This is a genomic window from Candidatus Moraniibacteriota bacterium (genome assembly GCA_016699385.1).
GTDB lineage: Bacteria > Patescibacteriota > Minisyncoccia > Moranbacterales > UBA1568.
This window is the reverse complement of the sequence record CP064974.1, coordinates 425,543-441,389: the sequence shown is the minus strand read 5'-3', so window position 1 is coordinate 441,389 and position 15,847 is coordinate 425,543. Positions and strand designations below refer to the sequence as shown.

General features: G+C 47.9%; 16 protein-coding genes. 11 read left to right on the top strand and 5 right to left on the bottom strand.

Annotation, left to right across the window (positions count from 1 at the left end):
* Positions 1-49 precede the first annotated feature (49 nt).
* The 7 genes from murB to IPJ67_02050 all read left to right on the top strand — a co-directional run bounded on the left by murB (position 50) and on the right by IPJ67_02050 (position 6,620).
* Positions 50-985, top strand: coding sequence for a UDP-N-acetylmuramate dehydrogenase (gene murB / locus IPJ67_02080; protein ID QQR77909.1), 936 nt, complete (start codon positions 50-52; stop codon positions 983-985).
* 69 nt (positions 986-1,054) lie between these two features.
* Complete coding sequence (locus IPJ67_02075) at positions 1,055-1,408, top strand: HPF/RaiA family ribosome-associated protein (GenBank protein QQR77908.1); 354 nt, start codon at positions 1,055-1,057, stop codon at positions 1,406-1,408.
* Positions 1,409-1,560: 152 nt separating this feature from the next.
* Positions 1,561-3,267 carry a single-stranded-DNA-specific exonuclease RecJ gene (gene recJ, locus IPJ67_02070; GenBank protein QQR77907.1) on the top strand — a complete coding sequence of 569 codons (1,707 nt, stop codon included), beginning with the start codon at positions 1,561-1,563 and terminating at the stop codon, positions 3,265-3,267.
* Between the two features lie 154 nt (positions 3,268-3,421).
* Positions 3,422-3,940 (top strand): hypothetical protein, encoded by a 519-nt coding sequence (locus tag IPJ67_02065; protein ID QQR77906.1) that lies wholly within the window; start codon positions 3,422-3,424, stop codon positions 3,938-3,940.
* Positions 3,941-4,044: 104 nt separating this feature from the next.
* Entirely contained in the window at positions 4,045-4,464 is a 420-nt protein-coding gene (locus IPJ67_02060) for a ribonuclease HI family protein (GenBank protein QQR77905.1), read from the top strand.
* 14 nt (positions 4,465-4,478) lie between these two features.
* Positions 4,479-5,789 (top strand): efflux RND transporter periplasmic adaptor subunit, encoded by a 1,311-nt coding sequence (locus IPJ67_02055; protein QQR77904.1) that lies wholly within the window; start codon positions 4,479-4,481, stop codon positions 5,787-5,789.
* Between the two features lie 12 nt (positions 5,790-5,801).
* Entirely contained in the window at positions 5,802-6,620 is an 819-nt protein-coding gene (locus IPJ67_02050) for an ABC transporter ATP-binding protein (GenBank protein QQR77903.1), read from the top strand.
* Position 6,621: 1 nt separating this feature from the next.
* Here IPJ67_02050 and IPJ67_02045 read toward each other — a convergent pair whose 3' ends face one another.
* Both IPJ67_02045 and IPJ67_02040 read right to left on the bottom strand, forming a co-directional pair.
* Positions 6,622-7,383, bottom strand: a complete 762-nt coding sequence (locus tag IPJ67_02045) for an ABC transporter permease (protein QQR77902.1) — start codon at positions 7,381-7,383, stop codon at positions 6,622-6,624.
* Positions 7,384-7,411: 28 nt separating this feature from the next.
* Complete coding sequence (locus tag IPJ67_02040; GenBank protein QQR78030.1) at positions 7,412-8,329, bottom strand: ABC transporter ATP-binding protein; 918 nt, start codon at positions 8,327-8,329, stop codon at positions 7,412-7,414.
* Positions 8,330-8,443: 114 nt separating this feature from the next.
* Here IPJ67_02040 and IPJ67_02035 point away from each other — a divergent pair, with 114 nt between their 5' ends.
* From IPJ67_02035 to IPJ67_02025, 3 genes are read left to right on the top strand one after another with little or no spacing between them, the layout of a single operon-like run.
* Positions 8,444-9,679: a prolyl-tRNA synthetase gene (locus tag IPJ67_02035; protein ID QQR77901.1), complete on the top strand. Its 1,236-nt coding sequence runs from the start codon at positions 8,444-8,446 to the stop codon at positions 9,677-9,679.
* Positions 9,680-9,695: 16 nt separating this feature from the next.
* Positions 9,696-10,400 (top strand): UMP kinase, encoded by a 705-nt coding sequence (locus tag IPJ67_02030; protein ID QQR77900.1) that lies wholly within the window; start codon positions 9,696-9,698, stop codon positions 10,398-10,400.
* Between the two features lie 5 nt (positions 10,401-10,405).
* Positions 10,406-11,518, top strand: a complete 1,113-nt coding sequence (locus tag IPJ67_02025) for a glycosyltransferase family 4 protein (protein ID QQR77899.1) — start codon at positions 10,406-10,408, stop codon at positions 11,516-11,518.
* 17 nt (positions 11,519-11,535) lie between these two features.
* Here IPJ67_02025 and IPJ67_02020 read toward each other — a convergent pair whose 3' ends face one another.
* The 3 genes from IPJ67_02020 to IPJ67_02010 all read right to left on the bottom strand — a co-directional run bounded on the left by IPJ67_02020 (position 11,536) and on the right by IPJ67_02010 (position 15,227).
* Positions 11,536-11,973, bottom strand: a complete 438-nt coding sequence (locus tag IPJ67_02020; protein ID QQR77898.1) for a hypothetical protein — start codon at positions 11,971-11,973, stop codon at positions 11,536-11,538.
* A gap of 67 nt (positions 11,974-12,040) precedes the next feature.
* Complete coding sequence (locus IPJ67_02015; protein ID QQR77897.1) at positions 12,041-13,303, bottom strand: hypothetical protein; 1,263 nt, start codon at positions 13,301-13,303, stop codon at positions 12,041-12,043.
* Between the two features lie 112 nt (positions 13,304-13,415).
* Positions 13,416-15,227 carry a hypothetical protein gene (locus tag IPJ67_02010; protein QQR77896.1) on the bottom strand — a complete coding sequence of 604 codons (1,812 nt, stop codon included), beginning with the start codon at positions 15,225-15,227 and terminating at the stop codon, positions 13,416-13,418.
* A 180-nt stretch (positions 15,228-15,407) separates the two neighbouring features.
* Here IPJ67_02010 and IPJ67_02005 point away from each other — a divergent pair, with 180 nt between their 5' ends.
* Positions 15,408-15,806 carry a hypothetical protein gene (locus IPJ67_02005; GenBank protein QQR77895.1) on the top strand — a complete coding sequence of 133 codons (399 nt, stop codon included), beginning with the start codon at positions 15,408-15,410 and terminating at the stop codon, positions 15,804-15,806.
* Positions 15,807-15,847: the final 41 nt, after the last annotated feature.

Here is a 15,847-nt window from a genome sequence, read left to right as displayed (position 1 = left end):
ATGGCAACCTTCCCCCTTAATATATTCTGAGTTTTACAATTTTACTCCTATGATTACCGTACAAGAATACATCGATTTGCACCCACTTACGACCTTTCGTGTTGGGGGAAAGGCGCGATATTTCGTTGAAGCAAAGACCGAGGAAGAGGTGACTGAGTCGCTTCGCTGGGCGAAGGAGAAACAAACGCCCGTTTTTGTTTTGGGAGGTGGGAGCAATGTGCTCTTTTCGGATAGTGGATGGGAGGGGCTCGTGATAAAGATTGAGATCGGTGAATTGGCTGATGATGGCGCGGGACGACTTCGTATTGGTGCAGGTGTGACGCTGCATACGGTGGTGGAATCTGCCAAAGATCATGGCTATGGTGGTATCGAGCGACTCGCAGGCATACCCGGGACAATCGGCGGTGCCATTCGTGGCAATGCCGGTGCCTTTGGCGCAGAGACCGCCTCGGCTGTGGTATCCGTTCGAGCACTCGACCGCAACACATTGGACATACGGGAATATTCGAAAGATGCCTGCGAATTTTCTTATCGGATGAGTACCTTCAAGAAGCATCCGGAGCTCATTGTCTTGTCGGCAACATTTTCGTTTACTCCCGGACAGCGTCCGGATGATTTGGAGAAAATTATCCGCGAAACTATTGCAACGCGTGAGACAAAACATCCACAGCGTCTCTTGTGTGCCGGGTCATTCTTTATGAATCCTGTTGTTTCGAATGCAGCGCTTCGCAAAGAATTCGAACTCGATACAGGTATGCCTGTCAAGGATGACAAACTTCCTGCCGGATGGGTAATTGATCATGTGGGACTGCGTGGTAAGGAAGTGGGTGGCGCCAAAGTGAGTGATATCCATCCAAACTATATCATCAATACGGGCACGGCGACGGCTGAGAGTATCCTCATCCTTACGAGTCTCATCAAGCAGCGCGTTCGTACCGAGGCGAATGTCCGCCTCCAAGAAGAAGTGCAGATGGTCGGATTTTGAGAGTCTCGCCCTCGATTGTATGCTATACTGTATCCTCAAGGAGGAAAATAATCCCGTAATATCTGACCTATGAAGACGCGATTTCTGTTTCAGGGGGTGGAATTGGATGGGAAGACGATGCAATATGTAGCAAAGCGACTGCTTCGTATTGAGAAGCTTGTGCTTGCTTCGTCGAAACTGGAAGTAGAGGTAGACCGAAATAAGCAGGGGAAGTTTCGTGTCGAAGTCATGGTGGATGTGCCGAAACAGAAACTCTTTCGTGCAGAAGAAACGAGTGAGAGTGTTGAAGCGTCGACTGATACGGTGATTGATGATATTGCGCGGCAGATTATCGAGACGAAAGATCGAGCAGATTCACTTACCCGACGCGGCGCACGTAGTATCAAGAAAAAGCTCACATTGGATGAAAAAGCTCGATTTTGATATTTACCGCCTCCTCTTGAAAAAAAATGGGGAGATTGAGGGCGTTTTCGGTTTGAGGCTCTGATCTGGAAGACCCCTTCGCCTCGAATACGAGGTACCTTCCCTTGCAAAGTGGAGGGTGGGTAATGGAAGAGTGAAAAATATCATTTTCTATGAATCATACGTGGAATATACGATGTTCGCTCCCGAGCGGAGCGGGCGGGGTTTCGTCGACCAATGATCCGATTGAGATATTGCTCGCGCTTCGTGGCGTGACGACCGAAGAAGATCGGAAGAAATTCCTGACGCCGAATTATGATACGGATCTCGGCAACCCCTTCCTTTTTGACGATATGCAAAAAATCGTCGATCGGATTGGTATTGCTCGCGAGCGACATGAAAAGGTTGGCGTCTTTGGCGATTATGATGCTGACGGCATTACATCATCGGTTATTTTGCGACGCGTCTTGGAACGTCTCGGCATTTCGGTGATTCCTTATATTCCCGACAAACTGACGGAGGGGCATGGACTACACCGCAATGCGCTCGACGCCTTTGAGCGAGCCGGAGCGAAACTCGTGTTTACGGTCGACTGCGGCATGATGAATCATGCTGAGATAGGCGATGCGATTTCGCGCGGGATGGAGACAATCGTAATCGATCACCATCATGTGCCGGAAGAGCTCCCGGCAGCATATGCTATCGTCAATCCGAAACTGCCCGGGTCGAAGTATCCCTTCGACGAACTCTGTGGTGCCGGGACGACGTTTATGGTTGCTCGAGCGCTCTATCAAATCTTTCTTCCAGAGAAAATAGATGAACTGAAATGGCTGCTCGATATTGCCGCTATTGGAACTGTCGCGGACTGTATGCCGCTTATCGGAGAGAATCGCGTCATTGTGAAATATGGACTCATTGTGCTTTCGAAGACGCGACATGTGGGTTTGCAGGAGATGTTTGCTGTGGGGAAAATTCCTATTGATGAGGATCATCTGCCGACAGGGCAAACGATTGCGTTTCAGATTGCTCCGCGTATCAATGCGGCGAGTCGTATGGCACATGCCAAGACCGCGCACGAACTCCTCATGACCGAGAGGCGCGACGAGGGGAGGCTCCTGGCGCTTGACCTCGAAGAACAGAATCGATCTCGACAAAAAGTGAGTGAGGCATCGGCGAAGGAGGTTCGGACACTCGCCGAGACAATGTATCATGATCGCAAACTCATTTTTGCTGTAGGCGAGCAATTTCCGCTTGGTGTTGCCGGGCTGGTTGCTGGGAAAATCGCTCATGAGCTTGGGAAGCCGACGGCTGTTTTTCATCGAGGAGAGGCAGAAAGTACCGGGTCATTTCGAAGCATTCCGGCGCTCAGTATGATTGAAGCGATTGGGGAATGTTCCGAGCTTTTGGTTCGGTTTGGCGGGCACAGTCAGGCGGCGGGGGCGACGATTCTCAACGAAAACATCGATGCTTTTGCCGAGAAGCTTGAGTCGATTGTAAATCGGAAGCTTGCCGAAACAGATATGACTGTTCGGCTCGATATTGATCTCGAGCTTTCTTCTGCTTGCATTACACCAGATTTCGCGACTCGTCTCAAAAAACTCGGACCTTTTGGCATGGGAAATCCGGAGCCGACATTCCTCATCCGCGATGTCATCGTCGATGAGGTGCGCCTGGTAGGGAAAGAAGGGAAGCATCTCAAGTTTTCCTTTCGGACAGAGAAGGGCGTTTTTGGCGGGATCGGATTTGGCATGGGAGCGGCATGGGGAAACCTGCAGAAAGGCGAACGAGTAGATGTGGTTTTTCACCTCGAGGAGAATCGATGGAATGGCTCAACACGGCTTGAATGGCGCCTTCTTGACATTCATCAAGAAGGAGACTAGAACAAAGGTAGTAGTGAAGGGGTTTCGTTCCTTCACAATTTACGGAAACTACCAAAACGACCGACATGCTCAAATTACATGCCTCCGTATAGGTGGTTTTTTGTTATAAAAATCCCGTTGTGAAGAGCTCATAAAAAGCTCAAGGAGACGAAAGATGGATAGGCATTTTCAAGTGTTTGAAAAAAAAGTTCACGGGTTTCTAGAAAGAGCGGAAACTCAGTGGTTTCTTCAGGATATACAGCCCTATCTTGGAGCGGTCATTATGCTCCTCACCTTCTTTTTTCGGGAGAATATTTCTATTGGGCGTTTTATTCGCTCGATGAACCTCGGTGACAAATCTCTTGCGGAAAATGAGGCGTTATGGCTGATTTCAGAGGAAGGCGCCTTCGCCTTCATGAAGAAGCATGAGCATCTTATCTCCGCAATTCGCCGGCGATTCTCAGAAGAAGAATTATTGCAGGCAAGAATATTTGCCCAATGTATTCTTTTTCATGATGACACCAACTGTTTTCTTGTTGGTATTGCCCGTGGGCATCCACCGACAGATTTGGAACTCTCCGGTGATGAATCGCTTAAAGTTCGGTGGTCGTTCCGTTTGTTGCTCGCTATCTACGACGAACGTACCTATCGTAAAAATATCGCTAGGGAAATAGCAAAAATGCTGCCCACCTAAAGTAGACTGGAGGGTTGCACACATGTACTTTTGGAATCTCGACCGTCATTTTCTTGGCGGTCTTTTTATTTTCGTAAAGCCTGAGAGATGGTATACTTGAATATATGGAAACAATTATTATGTATACGGATGGGGGGTCGCGGGGGAATCCGGGACCGGCGGCACTGGGTGTGTTTCTTGAGACGCTTGATATTCGATATGGAGAGTTCTTGGGTACTGGCACAAACAATGAGGCAGAGTATGCAGCGATTCTCTCGGGGATGAAGCGAGCGATTGAGACGATTGGAACAGCACGTGCAAAAGAGACTCATCTGGAGTGTCGAATGGACAGTGAACTCGCAATGCGACAACTCACCGGGCGCTATCGCGTGAAGCATCCACATATGAAACACTGGTTTGCACTTATACAAGAAGAAATCCCGAAATTTGCGAAGGTGAGTTTTCATCATGTTCCGCGCGAAGAAAACAAAGAAGCGGATCGCATGGTCAATGAAGCGTTGGACAAAGCGGTAATGAAACGATGACAACGATTTCTCCTATGAAATTCAAAAGATGGTTCATTTTTCTCGGTGTGCTCGTTCTTGGCGGAGGTTTTTGGTATTGGAAGAAATCGTCGGTAACACCGAACTACGAAACCATACCAGTTATACGAGGAGACGTCACGGAAACCGTATCGGCGAGCGTGTCACTTGTTGCTTCCGAAGAAATCGATTTAAATTTTGAAATACCCGGGCGCATAAAATCAATCGCGGTCGAGGAGGGACAAAAAGTAGCGGCGGGCGAGACGCTGGCAACGCTCGAATCGGCAACGCTTGAGGGGGAAGTGGCTCGTGCGAGAGCGGCACTCGAACAAGCAAAAGCGGGTGCGAGTATGAATGACAATACGCTCCGTGAAGCGCGAGAAAGTGAGAAGAATCTGAAATCTTATTATGAGACCGTGAAAGAAGCGGAGGATCAGAAAGTAAGCGCGTCCGATGCTGCCTATGAGAATGCGAAGGACTACGAAGATGATGCGGAATCATACTACAATCAGGTCGTGTCTGATAGTGGCGCTTCGAGCTCGACTGCCAAGAGTGCAAAACTCACGCTGACGGCGGCAACAAATGCTCGGAAAGCAGCGGATGAGGCGCGCGATACGGCGCAAAAAAATCGAGAGAGTTCGATTCGCTATGCCAAGAATTCTTGGGATGCTGCGCAAGAAAAAACGCAGACACTCGAGTCTGCCGCGCAAACAACTATTGAAACGAGCGCCATTCAATCAGCGGAGGCAACATATGCCATTGCCATTGCCAGTGCAAAGAAGGCGGATATTACCGCGCCAGTCAATGGGCTGGTGACCAAGGTGAACTTTTCAAAGGGCGAAGTGGTAGGCTCGGCGGTTTCGGGTGCATTTGGAAAGCTCCTCTCCCACGACCTTTTGCTTGAGGCAAAGGTTCCGGAATCCGATATCACCAAAGTGAAATTGGGACAATCGGCGAATATTTCTTTTGATGCATTTGATTCGAAAAATGTGCTCCCGGCGGAAGTAATCGAAATTAAACCCGATGCAACGATTATTCAGGATGTCGTATATTATGTCGTAAAACTCCGCCTTACCTCGGTTGATGCGCGCCTCAAGCCGGGCATGAGTGGCGATTCGGATATTCACATAGATGAACGACGCGATGTGATCGAGATTCCCTCACGACTCTTGCGCGAAGAAAACGGGAAGCAATTTGCAAAAGTATTGACTTCAAATGGTACTGCTGAGGATCGCGAGGTGACAACTGGTCTTCGGGGCGATGATGGTCAGATCGAAATTCGTTCAGGGCTTTCCGAAGGAGAGAAAGTGGTATCAAGTACACCATGAATTCCGTGAGTTATGCCATCACTTATTGCCTGTCGGGATCTTGCCAAAACCTATGTATCAGAAGAAAAAGTACAAACTATCGCACTTCGAGGTGCGACGTTTTCGATAGAGCGAGGCGAATTTGTCGCACTCATGGGACCGTCCGGGTCGGGGAAGTCCACCCTCATGCATCTCTTGGGACTTCTTGATCGTCCGACAACAGGAGTATATTTTCTCTCTGGGGAAGACGCGAGTACGCTTCCATCTGACCGACTTGCCGAAATACGCAACAAAAGTCTCGGCTTTGTCTTTCAATCATTCAATCTTCTTCCGCGAACAAGTGTCTTTGAAAATGTCGAGCTCCCGCTTCTCTACGACATGTACGGAATTCATCAAAGAACTTTCCGTGGAGCATTCAAGGCAGGTGGGTTTAGAAGTATTCTCGATTCGCTTGGTGCTGCCTGGGCTGGTATGGGGAAAGTGGCACATCGCAACCGTGTCATGGAAGCACTTCGCTCAGTCGGCATGGAGCACCGCGCTGACTATTTTACCAATCAGCTCTCAGGTGGAGAAATGCAGCGAGTCGCTATTGCGCGCGCCCTTGTCAATAATCCGGATATTATCTTTGCCGATGAACCGACGGGCAATCTCGATTCCAAATCAGGACTTGCCGTCATGGCGATTTTGCAGAGACTGAACGATGAAGGGAAAACCATTGTCCTCGTCACACACGAGTCGACGACCGCTCGCCACGGCAAGCGCATGCTCTCTCTTGTCGATGGCACGCTCGTCGGCGACACGCCTATCACCAATCGCGTCTTCGCAACCCGCGAACACGAACTGGTGAAGTAGCTTAATTCTTCAATCGGTATCCTGTCTGGAACATGCGACGGAGGATGAGGACGGAGAGCATGAAAATGGCGCTGGTTATGATGACACTTATCCAGGGGTTGGTATCCGAAACGCCGAAGAATCCCCAGCGGAGGCCGTCTATCATGTAGAATACGGGGTTTGCTCGGGTGACACTTTGCCAAAGTGGTGGGAGCATGCTTGCTGAGTAGAATATGCCGCCCAAGAAGGTGAGTGGGGTGAGGAGGAGTGTTGGCACCATGCTGAGCTGTTCGAAGTCCTTTGCCCAAATACCAAGGACGAGCCCGAGCATGGCAAAGGTAAGGGCAGTAAGGAGTCCGAAAAGAAGCGCAAAGATGATATGTGCAACGGTGATGCCCGTAATAATCCACGAGATGATAAATATCGTGATGCCAATCGCGAGAGCGCGAGCGGCGGCAGAAAGAGCAAAACCCATGACGATTTCGAGGTAGGAGAGTGGGGACGTGAGGAGGTCGCTCATCGTACCGATGAAGCGTGGGAAATAGATACCGCTTGATGCTGCCATGAGGGAATTCATGAGGAGCGCCATCATGATGAGTCCGGGCACGATGAAGTGGTCGTAGGGTACACCGTGAATTGGCGGTATATTTCCGCCGATTGCGCTTCCAAAAACGAGGAAATAGAGGAGTGTTGTAATGACAGGCGAGAGGAACGCTTGTATGATAACGTCTTTCGAACGCCCGACTTCTTTCATGAAGATAGTTTTGAATCCGATCCAGTTCATAGTGTAGGGAGAGTTGATGAAATAAGCGCTATTTTTTTCCAATGAGGGTGACGAATATTTCTTCGAGGGATGTTTCGGTGGTAGTGATATCGGAGGCGAGAATGCTCTGCTCTTTGAGTGCTTGCAAAAATGGGAAAACGACATGGTCTTCGACGGAATATTGCAGGGAAAGCGATTGTTTGTCCTCGGAGAGCGTGAGTCGGTACTGAGAAAATGCCGTCGGAATCGAAGCCATCGGTTCTTTCAATTGGATAACAAGGGTTTTTTCGCCCATTTTTTTCATGAGAGTTTCTTTGTTTTCAACCAGGATGAGTTTGCCTTCGTTGATGATGCCGATTCGATCCGCGAGGAGTTCAGCTTCTTCGATATAGTGCGTGGTGAGAATAATCGTCGTGCCGGATTGTCGGAGTTTTTGCACTTGCCCCCACATGTCTTTGCGGAGATCGACATCGACACCAGCAGTCGGCTCGTCGAGGAAGAGAATCCTCGGTTCATTGGTTAGAGCTTTGGCTATAAGGACACGACGCTTCATGCCACCCGAGAGCGAACGCACTTCGGCGTGACGCTTGTCCCAGAGGGAAAGGTCGCGCATTATGCGCTCGAGAAGTGCTGGATTTGCCGGCTTACCATAAAATCCGCGCTGATTTTTGAGAATTTGCTCGACAGAGAGAAAGATATCAAGCGAGATTTCTTGTGGGACAAACCCGATAAGACTCCGCGTGTAGCGATAGTCCTTCTCGATATCTTTGCCATCAACGCGGACATCGCCGGATGTTTTCGTCACGAGTCCAGTGATGATGCCAATGAGCGTCGTCTTCCCGGCGCCATTGGGTCCCAAGAGTGCGAATATTTCGCCGGCGTGGATATCAAGCGATACATCACGAAGCGCATGGAGTCCAGACCCGTATGTTTTTGAGAGATTTTTGATGGAGATAAGTGCCATAATGGGCGTATAGATGAAACAAAATTACTCGGATGAATGGATTGTCAGTGTAGCACAAACGGTGTATTCTTGGAAAGAAAGCATATTAGCCGTCTTTTCTGTTATGGAATGCATCCTATGAAACAATCAGAACTTTTCACGAAGACTCGGAAAGAAAATCCTGCGGACGAAGTGAGTCGAAACGCGCAGCTTCTCATTCGCGCTGGATTTGTACACAAAGAAATGGCAGGGGTGTATACTTTTTTGCCACTCGGATTGCGAGTACTTCGAAAAGTTGAAGCTATCATTCGAGAAGAAATGATCAGTATAGGCGGACAGGAGATTTTTATGACAGCACTCCAAAATCCGGAATTGTGGCAAAAAACAAATCGCTGGTCTGATGAGACGGTGGATAATTGGTTCAAGACCTCACTCAAAAACGGCACGGAACTTGGACTTGGATTCACTCATGAAGAGGCGGTAACAGCACTCATGAAACAACATATTACCTCCTACCGTGACCTACCCGTGTACGTGTATCAGATACAGACAAAATTCCGAAACGAAGAGCGTGCAAAAAGCGGCATTATGCGCGGTCGGGAATTTCTCATGAAGGATCTCTACTCGTTCAACGCAACGGAGGAAGGTTTGGATAACTTTTATGAGCAGTGTGCCAAAGCGTATGCGAGAATATTTTCCCGAGTCGGCATTGGCAAACAAACATTCAAAACATTTGCGAGTGGTGGAGTATTTTCAAAATATAGCCATGAGTTTCAGGCGGTAAGCAATGCTGGTGAAGACACCATTTATCTTTCGCGGGAAAAAGATATCGCTGTAAACGAAGAGGTCTACACAGATGAAGTGCTCAATGATCTCAATCTCAAGAAAAACGAGCTTGAAAAATTGAAGTCTATCGAGGTCGGAAACATCTTCAAACTCGGAACGCGTTTTTCGGAGGCACTTGGGTTGACATACACAAATGAAGACGGATCGGCACAACCAATAATCATGGGAAGCTACGGCATTGGTCCGACGCGACTCATGGGAACGATAGTTGAAATACTTTCCGATGAGAAAGGAATAGTATGGCCGGAAAGCGTTGCGCCATTTCGAGTGCATCTTCTCTCACTCGACGCCGACAAGGAAGCGGGTGAGTGGTACGAAAAACTCCAGGGTGCAGGAATCGAGACGCTCTTTGATGACCGAGATGTACGGGCAGGGGAGAAGTTTGGCGACAGCGATCTTCTCGGCATACCGTATCGCCTCGTCATTTCCAAGCGATCACTCGAGAAAGGTGGCGCGGAGATGAAGCGACGAACCGAGAATGAATCGAACATTCTCTCTTTCGAAGAGGTGGCCTCTCTTATAGATTAGATCATATACAAAAACAATGAAACACGATCAATCAAAGCGATTCCTTATTTCTGTCGGTGGGTCGCTTGTGGTACCAAATGGTGGCATCGATACAGACTTCGTGAAGCGATTTCATGATTGCATTGTGTCGCGCATTCAGGATGGATATTCGTTTATCCTCGTCGTAGGCGGCGGAAAAACAGCTCGCAACTACATCGATGCCGCCTCGAAAGTCCACTCGATTGAGAATGATGACCAAGACTGGCTAGGCATTCATGCAACGCGTATGAATGCCCACTTTCTTCGTACGATTTTCCGCGAATGGGCGCATCCGCGAATCAATACCAATCCGCATGATCTCGAGGACTTCTACCAAGCGAAAGAGCCGATTATTGTTGCCGGCGGGTGGCGACCCGGCTTCTCAACCGACTATATTGCAACCGTGCTTGCAAAATATCTTGATTTCAAAACCATTATCAATCTTTCAAATACGGATGGCGTCTACGAAGCAGATCCTCGGAAGCGGGCTGATGCGAAGCGTTTTGATCGACTCGGGTGGTCGGAATTTCGCAAACTGGTCGGAAATACGTGGAGCCCTGGCATGAGTGCGCCATTTGATCCGGTTGCCTCGAAACTTGCCGAAGAAGAAGGTTTCTCTGTCGTCGTGATGAATGGATCGGATATCGATAACCTCGAGCGCTACTTTCTCGGAGAGGATTTCGTTGGCACAATGATAGCGTAGTCTCTATGTCCATTGCTATTCAAGCAGCTGATCTTGATGCCGAGCGTATTGATGGGACGCGCGTGTATCTCCTTCGTCTTCTCGAGCGTTTTGGGGCAATGTTCCCCGATGAATCGTGGCACCTCTTTCACTGGAGAGATTTTAATCCCTATCTCACGCCGCCTGCTTTCCCGAACTATCACATTCATACCGTGCCATTTCCTCTTTCGTGGACACAGACGCGTTTCGCCTGGGAACTTTTTCGACAGCATCCAGGGCGATTGTTTATGCCAGTGCAGGCGCTTCCCGTCTTTCTTCCGAAGGGTACTCAGTCTATCGTGACGATTCATGACCTCGCATTCAAATTGTTTCCGGAGCATTTCCCATCACAAGATGTATGGAAATTGAACTGGCTCACGGATTTCGCTGTCCGGCATGCGACGCGACTTATTGCTGTTTCGGACTCAACCAAGCGAGATATCCTGAAATGGTACCCTCATATTTCCGAAAGCAAAATCCGTGTGATTTATCATGGCTTTGATATTCCTCAGGAAGGATCCGTGAGTCAAGATGAAAAGATGGCTATTCTGGAAAAATTTCATCTCACCGATGGAGAATATATTTTGTATGTCGGTGCACTTCAACCGAGGAAAAACCTTATTCGCCTGATGGAGGCATTTGCGGTATTTGGAAGGTCTCATCCGTCGGCAAAGCTCGTGCTTGCTGGTGAAGCAGCGTGGATGAGTACCAAGATTTTCGAAGCGCGAGAGAAAAACATTTTCCGCGATCGTATTGTGATGACGGAGCGTGTGTCCTTTGAAGAGCGCTCTGTACTCTACAAATATGCGCGGATATTTGTCTATCCGTCACTCTACGAAGGGTTTGGACTCCCGATACTCGAAGCATTTGCTTCTGGTGTGCCGGTAGTCTGTGCCAATAATTCCAGTCTCCCTGAGGTGGCTGGCGATGCCGCGCAATTCTTCGATGCCAATCGAAGCGGTATTCTCGCAGATATTCTCTCCGAACTTTGGAATGACATTTCGCAACGTACCACCCTCATTACAGCGGGAAGGGAACAACTTAAGAAATTTTCTTGGAACAAATGCGCCCAAGAAACAGCTGAGTGGATTCTGGAATAGCACCTCAATTGTCGTACTCATTCCCTCCCAAATGCCATGTTGAAAAAGAGAGCAAGAAGGGGAGTGGTAATGAGGAGAAGAATGAAAATAATAGCAGGATGAAATCCAAAAAGAGCGTTTCCAAAAAGGAATGCCGCCCAGAGAATAAACCCCCAAAACAAAATGCGCATTTTTCCAGAAGCAGGCACTGATACCTCTTGTAATGATGTTGCTTGGAGGGTGCTCGAGAGGCGTCGCTCGATGAGAATCGCCCCGGCTATTCCGAGGACAAAAAAGAGCATGCCTTCTCGTAGCGATACAGTTCCCGGCAGGAGGCTCTCGAGTGAGAGAAGTATGGCGAGTGAAAAAAGCGAGAGTGCTATCGCTTCACGAGAAAGAAGCACTGCAATCATGCGAAGCTCTTCTTTTTCGAAAAATGCCTTCATTGAAGCTCGTGACAGTGAGAATTTTTTCATACCGTAACAAAAAGCAAAAGGAATATTCTACAATGTGTCTTTACATCCGCTCTTCTCTAATTCTCGTCTATGGGGAAGGAAGGTAGCGCGAGAGTATCCTGGACTTGAGTTTGGAAAGAGTAGTAAGAAAAGTTTGTTCTCGCAGAGAGCTTTTGAATACAATGTCCATGGAGTCTATGTCAGCCTTATTGGCAAAGGGAATAGAAAACTCATAGGTGTCGCCATGAAGATTTGCGAGGTTTTCTAGCGGTACCGAGCAGACTATTTTATCGGTAGAGAAAAACGACGGAGTGTTCGGTGTGCAGGAAGCGCGTTGTTCAAGATCGTCAGAAGAAACGAGTATCGGATGTTTTTCGCCGAGCCACATATGAAGCATTGACACACCTTGTATCTCTCGAAGTGTTTCGTCTTGAACAAGGAAGTATCTATTCTCGCGCGTATCAAGAAGGACGGTTCCATTTGGATGTGGGACGCGGAGATCAATAAATTTCCCCTTTTGTTCAAGGCTGATTTCTTCATCACTCACGGGGCGGACATCATCCCAAGAATATCCGAGAGAAAGAAAGATATCGGCACCGAGTACGGGTCGCGGTGAAGCATTGTCCATAATGAAGACGCCGTCTCCCCAAGCAAGAAGTGAGCCGCTTGGATAGGCAATCCATTCGTCGGAAACGGTGTGAGCATGAATAAATGCTGCGTCTCGTTCGAGCGCCCACTCTTTGGGAAATCGCTCAAAATAAGCGCCAGCGCTTACAAAAGGGAAGAGTGTCGAGTTCTTCCAGAGATAAAAGGTGTCTTCCGAATGGATAAAAGCACCGTCGGGAGGAGTTTCATGATTACTCGTCTCGGTAAGGATGGCGCCTTCGGGATTGGCGAGGAGTTCTTCATCGGAAACTGACAGAAATGAAGCTGTATCATAGCCCCATGAGCGCGCGCTTTCTTCGGAGGCAAACCGATGGCGTGTGCCATCTGGATCGATAAGGAAGACTTCGCTTCCATGTCGAAGGAGTGTCCCGCTGGGGAAAGTTGCCGGTAAACCTTTTGGATAAAAGAATGCCTGCTGAGATCGCCTGGTGACGATGTTCATATTTCGCAGCTTCGTGATATCAAGGGAATCTTTCATGGAAATACTCACTTGCGAATGGGAAAAATCGCCAAGCACGGAAGCGTCGACAATGAGTGTTTCACCCTCGTGGATGCGACCGTTTTCTCGAGTGGTTCCATCTTCGGTGCGAGGACGTACGAGTTCATTGCCTCCTACTTTCGAATCAGAAAAGGTGTAGGAAAGATCTTGGGAGGGAAAGAGTATTGAAAATGCAAACATCGACATACTTACAAGGAAAATCCCCCAGAGAGTAATGCGTAATGTGCAGTACACTCGATTCCACGGTTTTTTGAAATGATGAGAATGAGGCATAATTTTTTCTATGATACACAATCTCCTACTTCGGAACAACAAGAAACACCGTTCCTGATATGACCTCGTCATTTCGCAGAGGAATGCGAGCTGGATCGGTTTCGCGACTAAATGTAGAAGTACGAAGCGTGTACGGACGCATCTTTCGAAATTCGAAGTAAGAATTGAGTGCCGATTGATAGATGTGTTCATCTCCATCTTGAACAATGAGATAGACATGTTCATATTGAGCAATATCGAGGCGCGACAAATCATCTGGATTGAAGAAATACATCGCATTTTTTCCAAACAAGGTACTAAGAGGGTCAGCTATAATGGAGAAGGGATCCCCAGACGACATGCGGTCAACAAGGATGAGGTCGCGATCTGAAAAATACGTTGAAAGTGTCTCGACATCCGAGAGTAGGTACCTGTTCTCGGAGAAGAAAAGTCTTGGAGCCGTTGTCGGGAGCGCTGGGAGGATGAGGAGTGCGGAGAAAAATGATGAGAAAAGAGCTGGACGAAAGAGAATCTTTCCCGGGTAGCGCCCTTCGAAAGATATCTGCAATCGAGCCAGTGCACATATTGCGAGTACGATAGCCGTCGGCCAGAATGCAAACACAAATCGTCGAAGTATCCACGGATGATCCGGTGATATTTGCGGGCTGAAGAGATACATGAATGTGGGAAGTGCCAACCAAAACGGCACAAGTCGAATGAATTGCCGCCCCTTAAAAAGCATGATAAAACCCAGAAGTGCGAGTGAAAGAATCGAAATCATGCCGTATGTCCAGAATATTTCAAGTGTCCGAAATAGCGGCATCGTTGAAGGGAGGAGTGCAGAGGATGTATTGGAACTGGGAGTCACAAATGATTCCATGACAGCTTTCCCTATTGTTCGGTAGAAGGGAAGATTGGAAACAATATCGATACTGAGTATGGCACTAACGATGACAACTGCCGGAAGGAGTGTCGTGAAGAAATGCGAGAGCAGGTATCGACGCGCTTCCTGTTGGGAAAATACCACTACTACCGAAAGAGCGAAAAGAAAAAATCCTTCGATTCGTGTTAGATACAAAAATGTTGCCGAAAGTATGGCAAGCCACCATATCCGTCGCTTTGGGTCAGTAAGAAATGACACGAGATGAACGGAAAGTATCAAAAATAATGGAAGCGCTACATTTTCACTCAGTGTCCGCTCTTGTATCCAGATGAAGGGAAAAGAAAGTGCTGCAACTGCAACGCCGGAAGCAGCAAATGGAAATGCTACAAATCGTCTCAGGAAAATAAAGAGGGTGAGGAGTGAAACAAACAGCGTGAATGCATTGGCGAGAGAGAGTCCGACAATGCCAAAGAGTGAGACACTCGCTCCAAACCAAGCGATGTTTCCGAGTGGAAATTGTGTGACGAGTGATCCATTCGAAGCAAAAAAGAATCCTGGCACATTGAGTGCCTTGCCTTCTCCATAGAGGTGGAAAAGCTCTTGCTCGACAGCGGGTGTATGCGACTGAAGCGAATGATCATGTGCAAGCCGAATGGCAGCCTCCGCATACGATCCCTGGTCTCGTCCCGAGAACACAGAAGGGGAGGAGGGGAAAGAAATGAGAAGTACAAAGGCAAGTGTGGCAATGCCAACTATCCCAAGCTCTCGTGACGGACGCAATTTCCAAAGCGCTATCAGTGTCCCAACTATTACTATAAGCGATAGCACGAGGATGGCATTGTCGGTAAATATACCGCCTATCGCAAGAAAAAAAGCACTGAAAAGAAACACTATCCATGCACCCGAAACTCGATCAAATATTGCCTGATCCGATTCTAACAAGAGGGGAGTGGTACCCTGTTTTTGTTCATTCATATAGCCCCATTATATCCCAAGAATCCCTCCAAAGAAAGAAGAAAGGCGGAGGTTATTTCCACGCGACTTCCCTATCCAGAAATTTTTCAAGCATAGACAGATCATCTTTTCTATGATACATTGCCGACGCAGTACATTTACAATCCAAACAACCTCCAACTCCAATCAGGAGAATATGCTATGAAAGAGAAGAATGAGAAGAATGAGAAGAATGAGAATGCTAAGAAAAGCTGGAAGTACACGCTTATAGATGTGGTAGATCAAGAAAAGGTAACATTGGCTGTTTTGAGTCTACTGATAGTAGCTTTCGGTGCTTTTTCTGCTAATTATTTTTATCGCGGGAAAAGCGTCGATGAAAGTGTTTTTGCAGCTATTTTGATGGTTGTGGGCATCATTTTCTGCCTCTCATTCATTGTCCCTCATATTTTCTCGGAATTGAAGTATGATGATACTGACAGCGAGGCAGAAGAAGTGGAAGAAGATGAATGCAAAGACGAGAATCATCTTGGTGAACTTCTCGGCCCTGAATTTTTCCGAAAAATTCAGGAGAGGTTGGGCTCATTGGAGTCAAAAAGATAACAAATGAGAGTTCTAAAAGGTGCGTAGATAAAAAGAAAGAG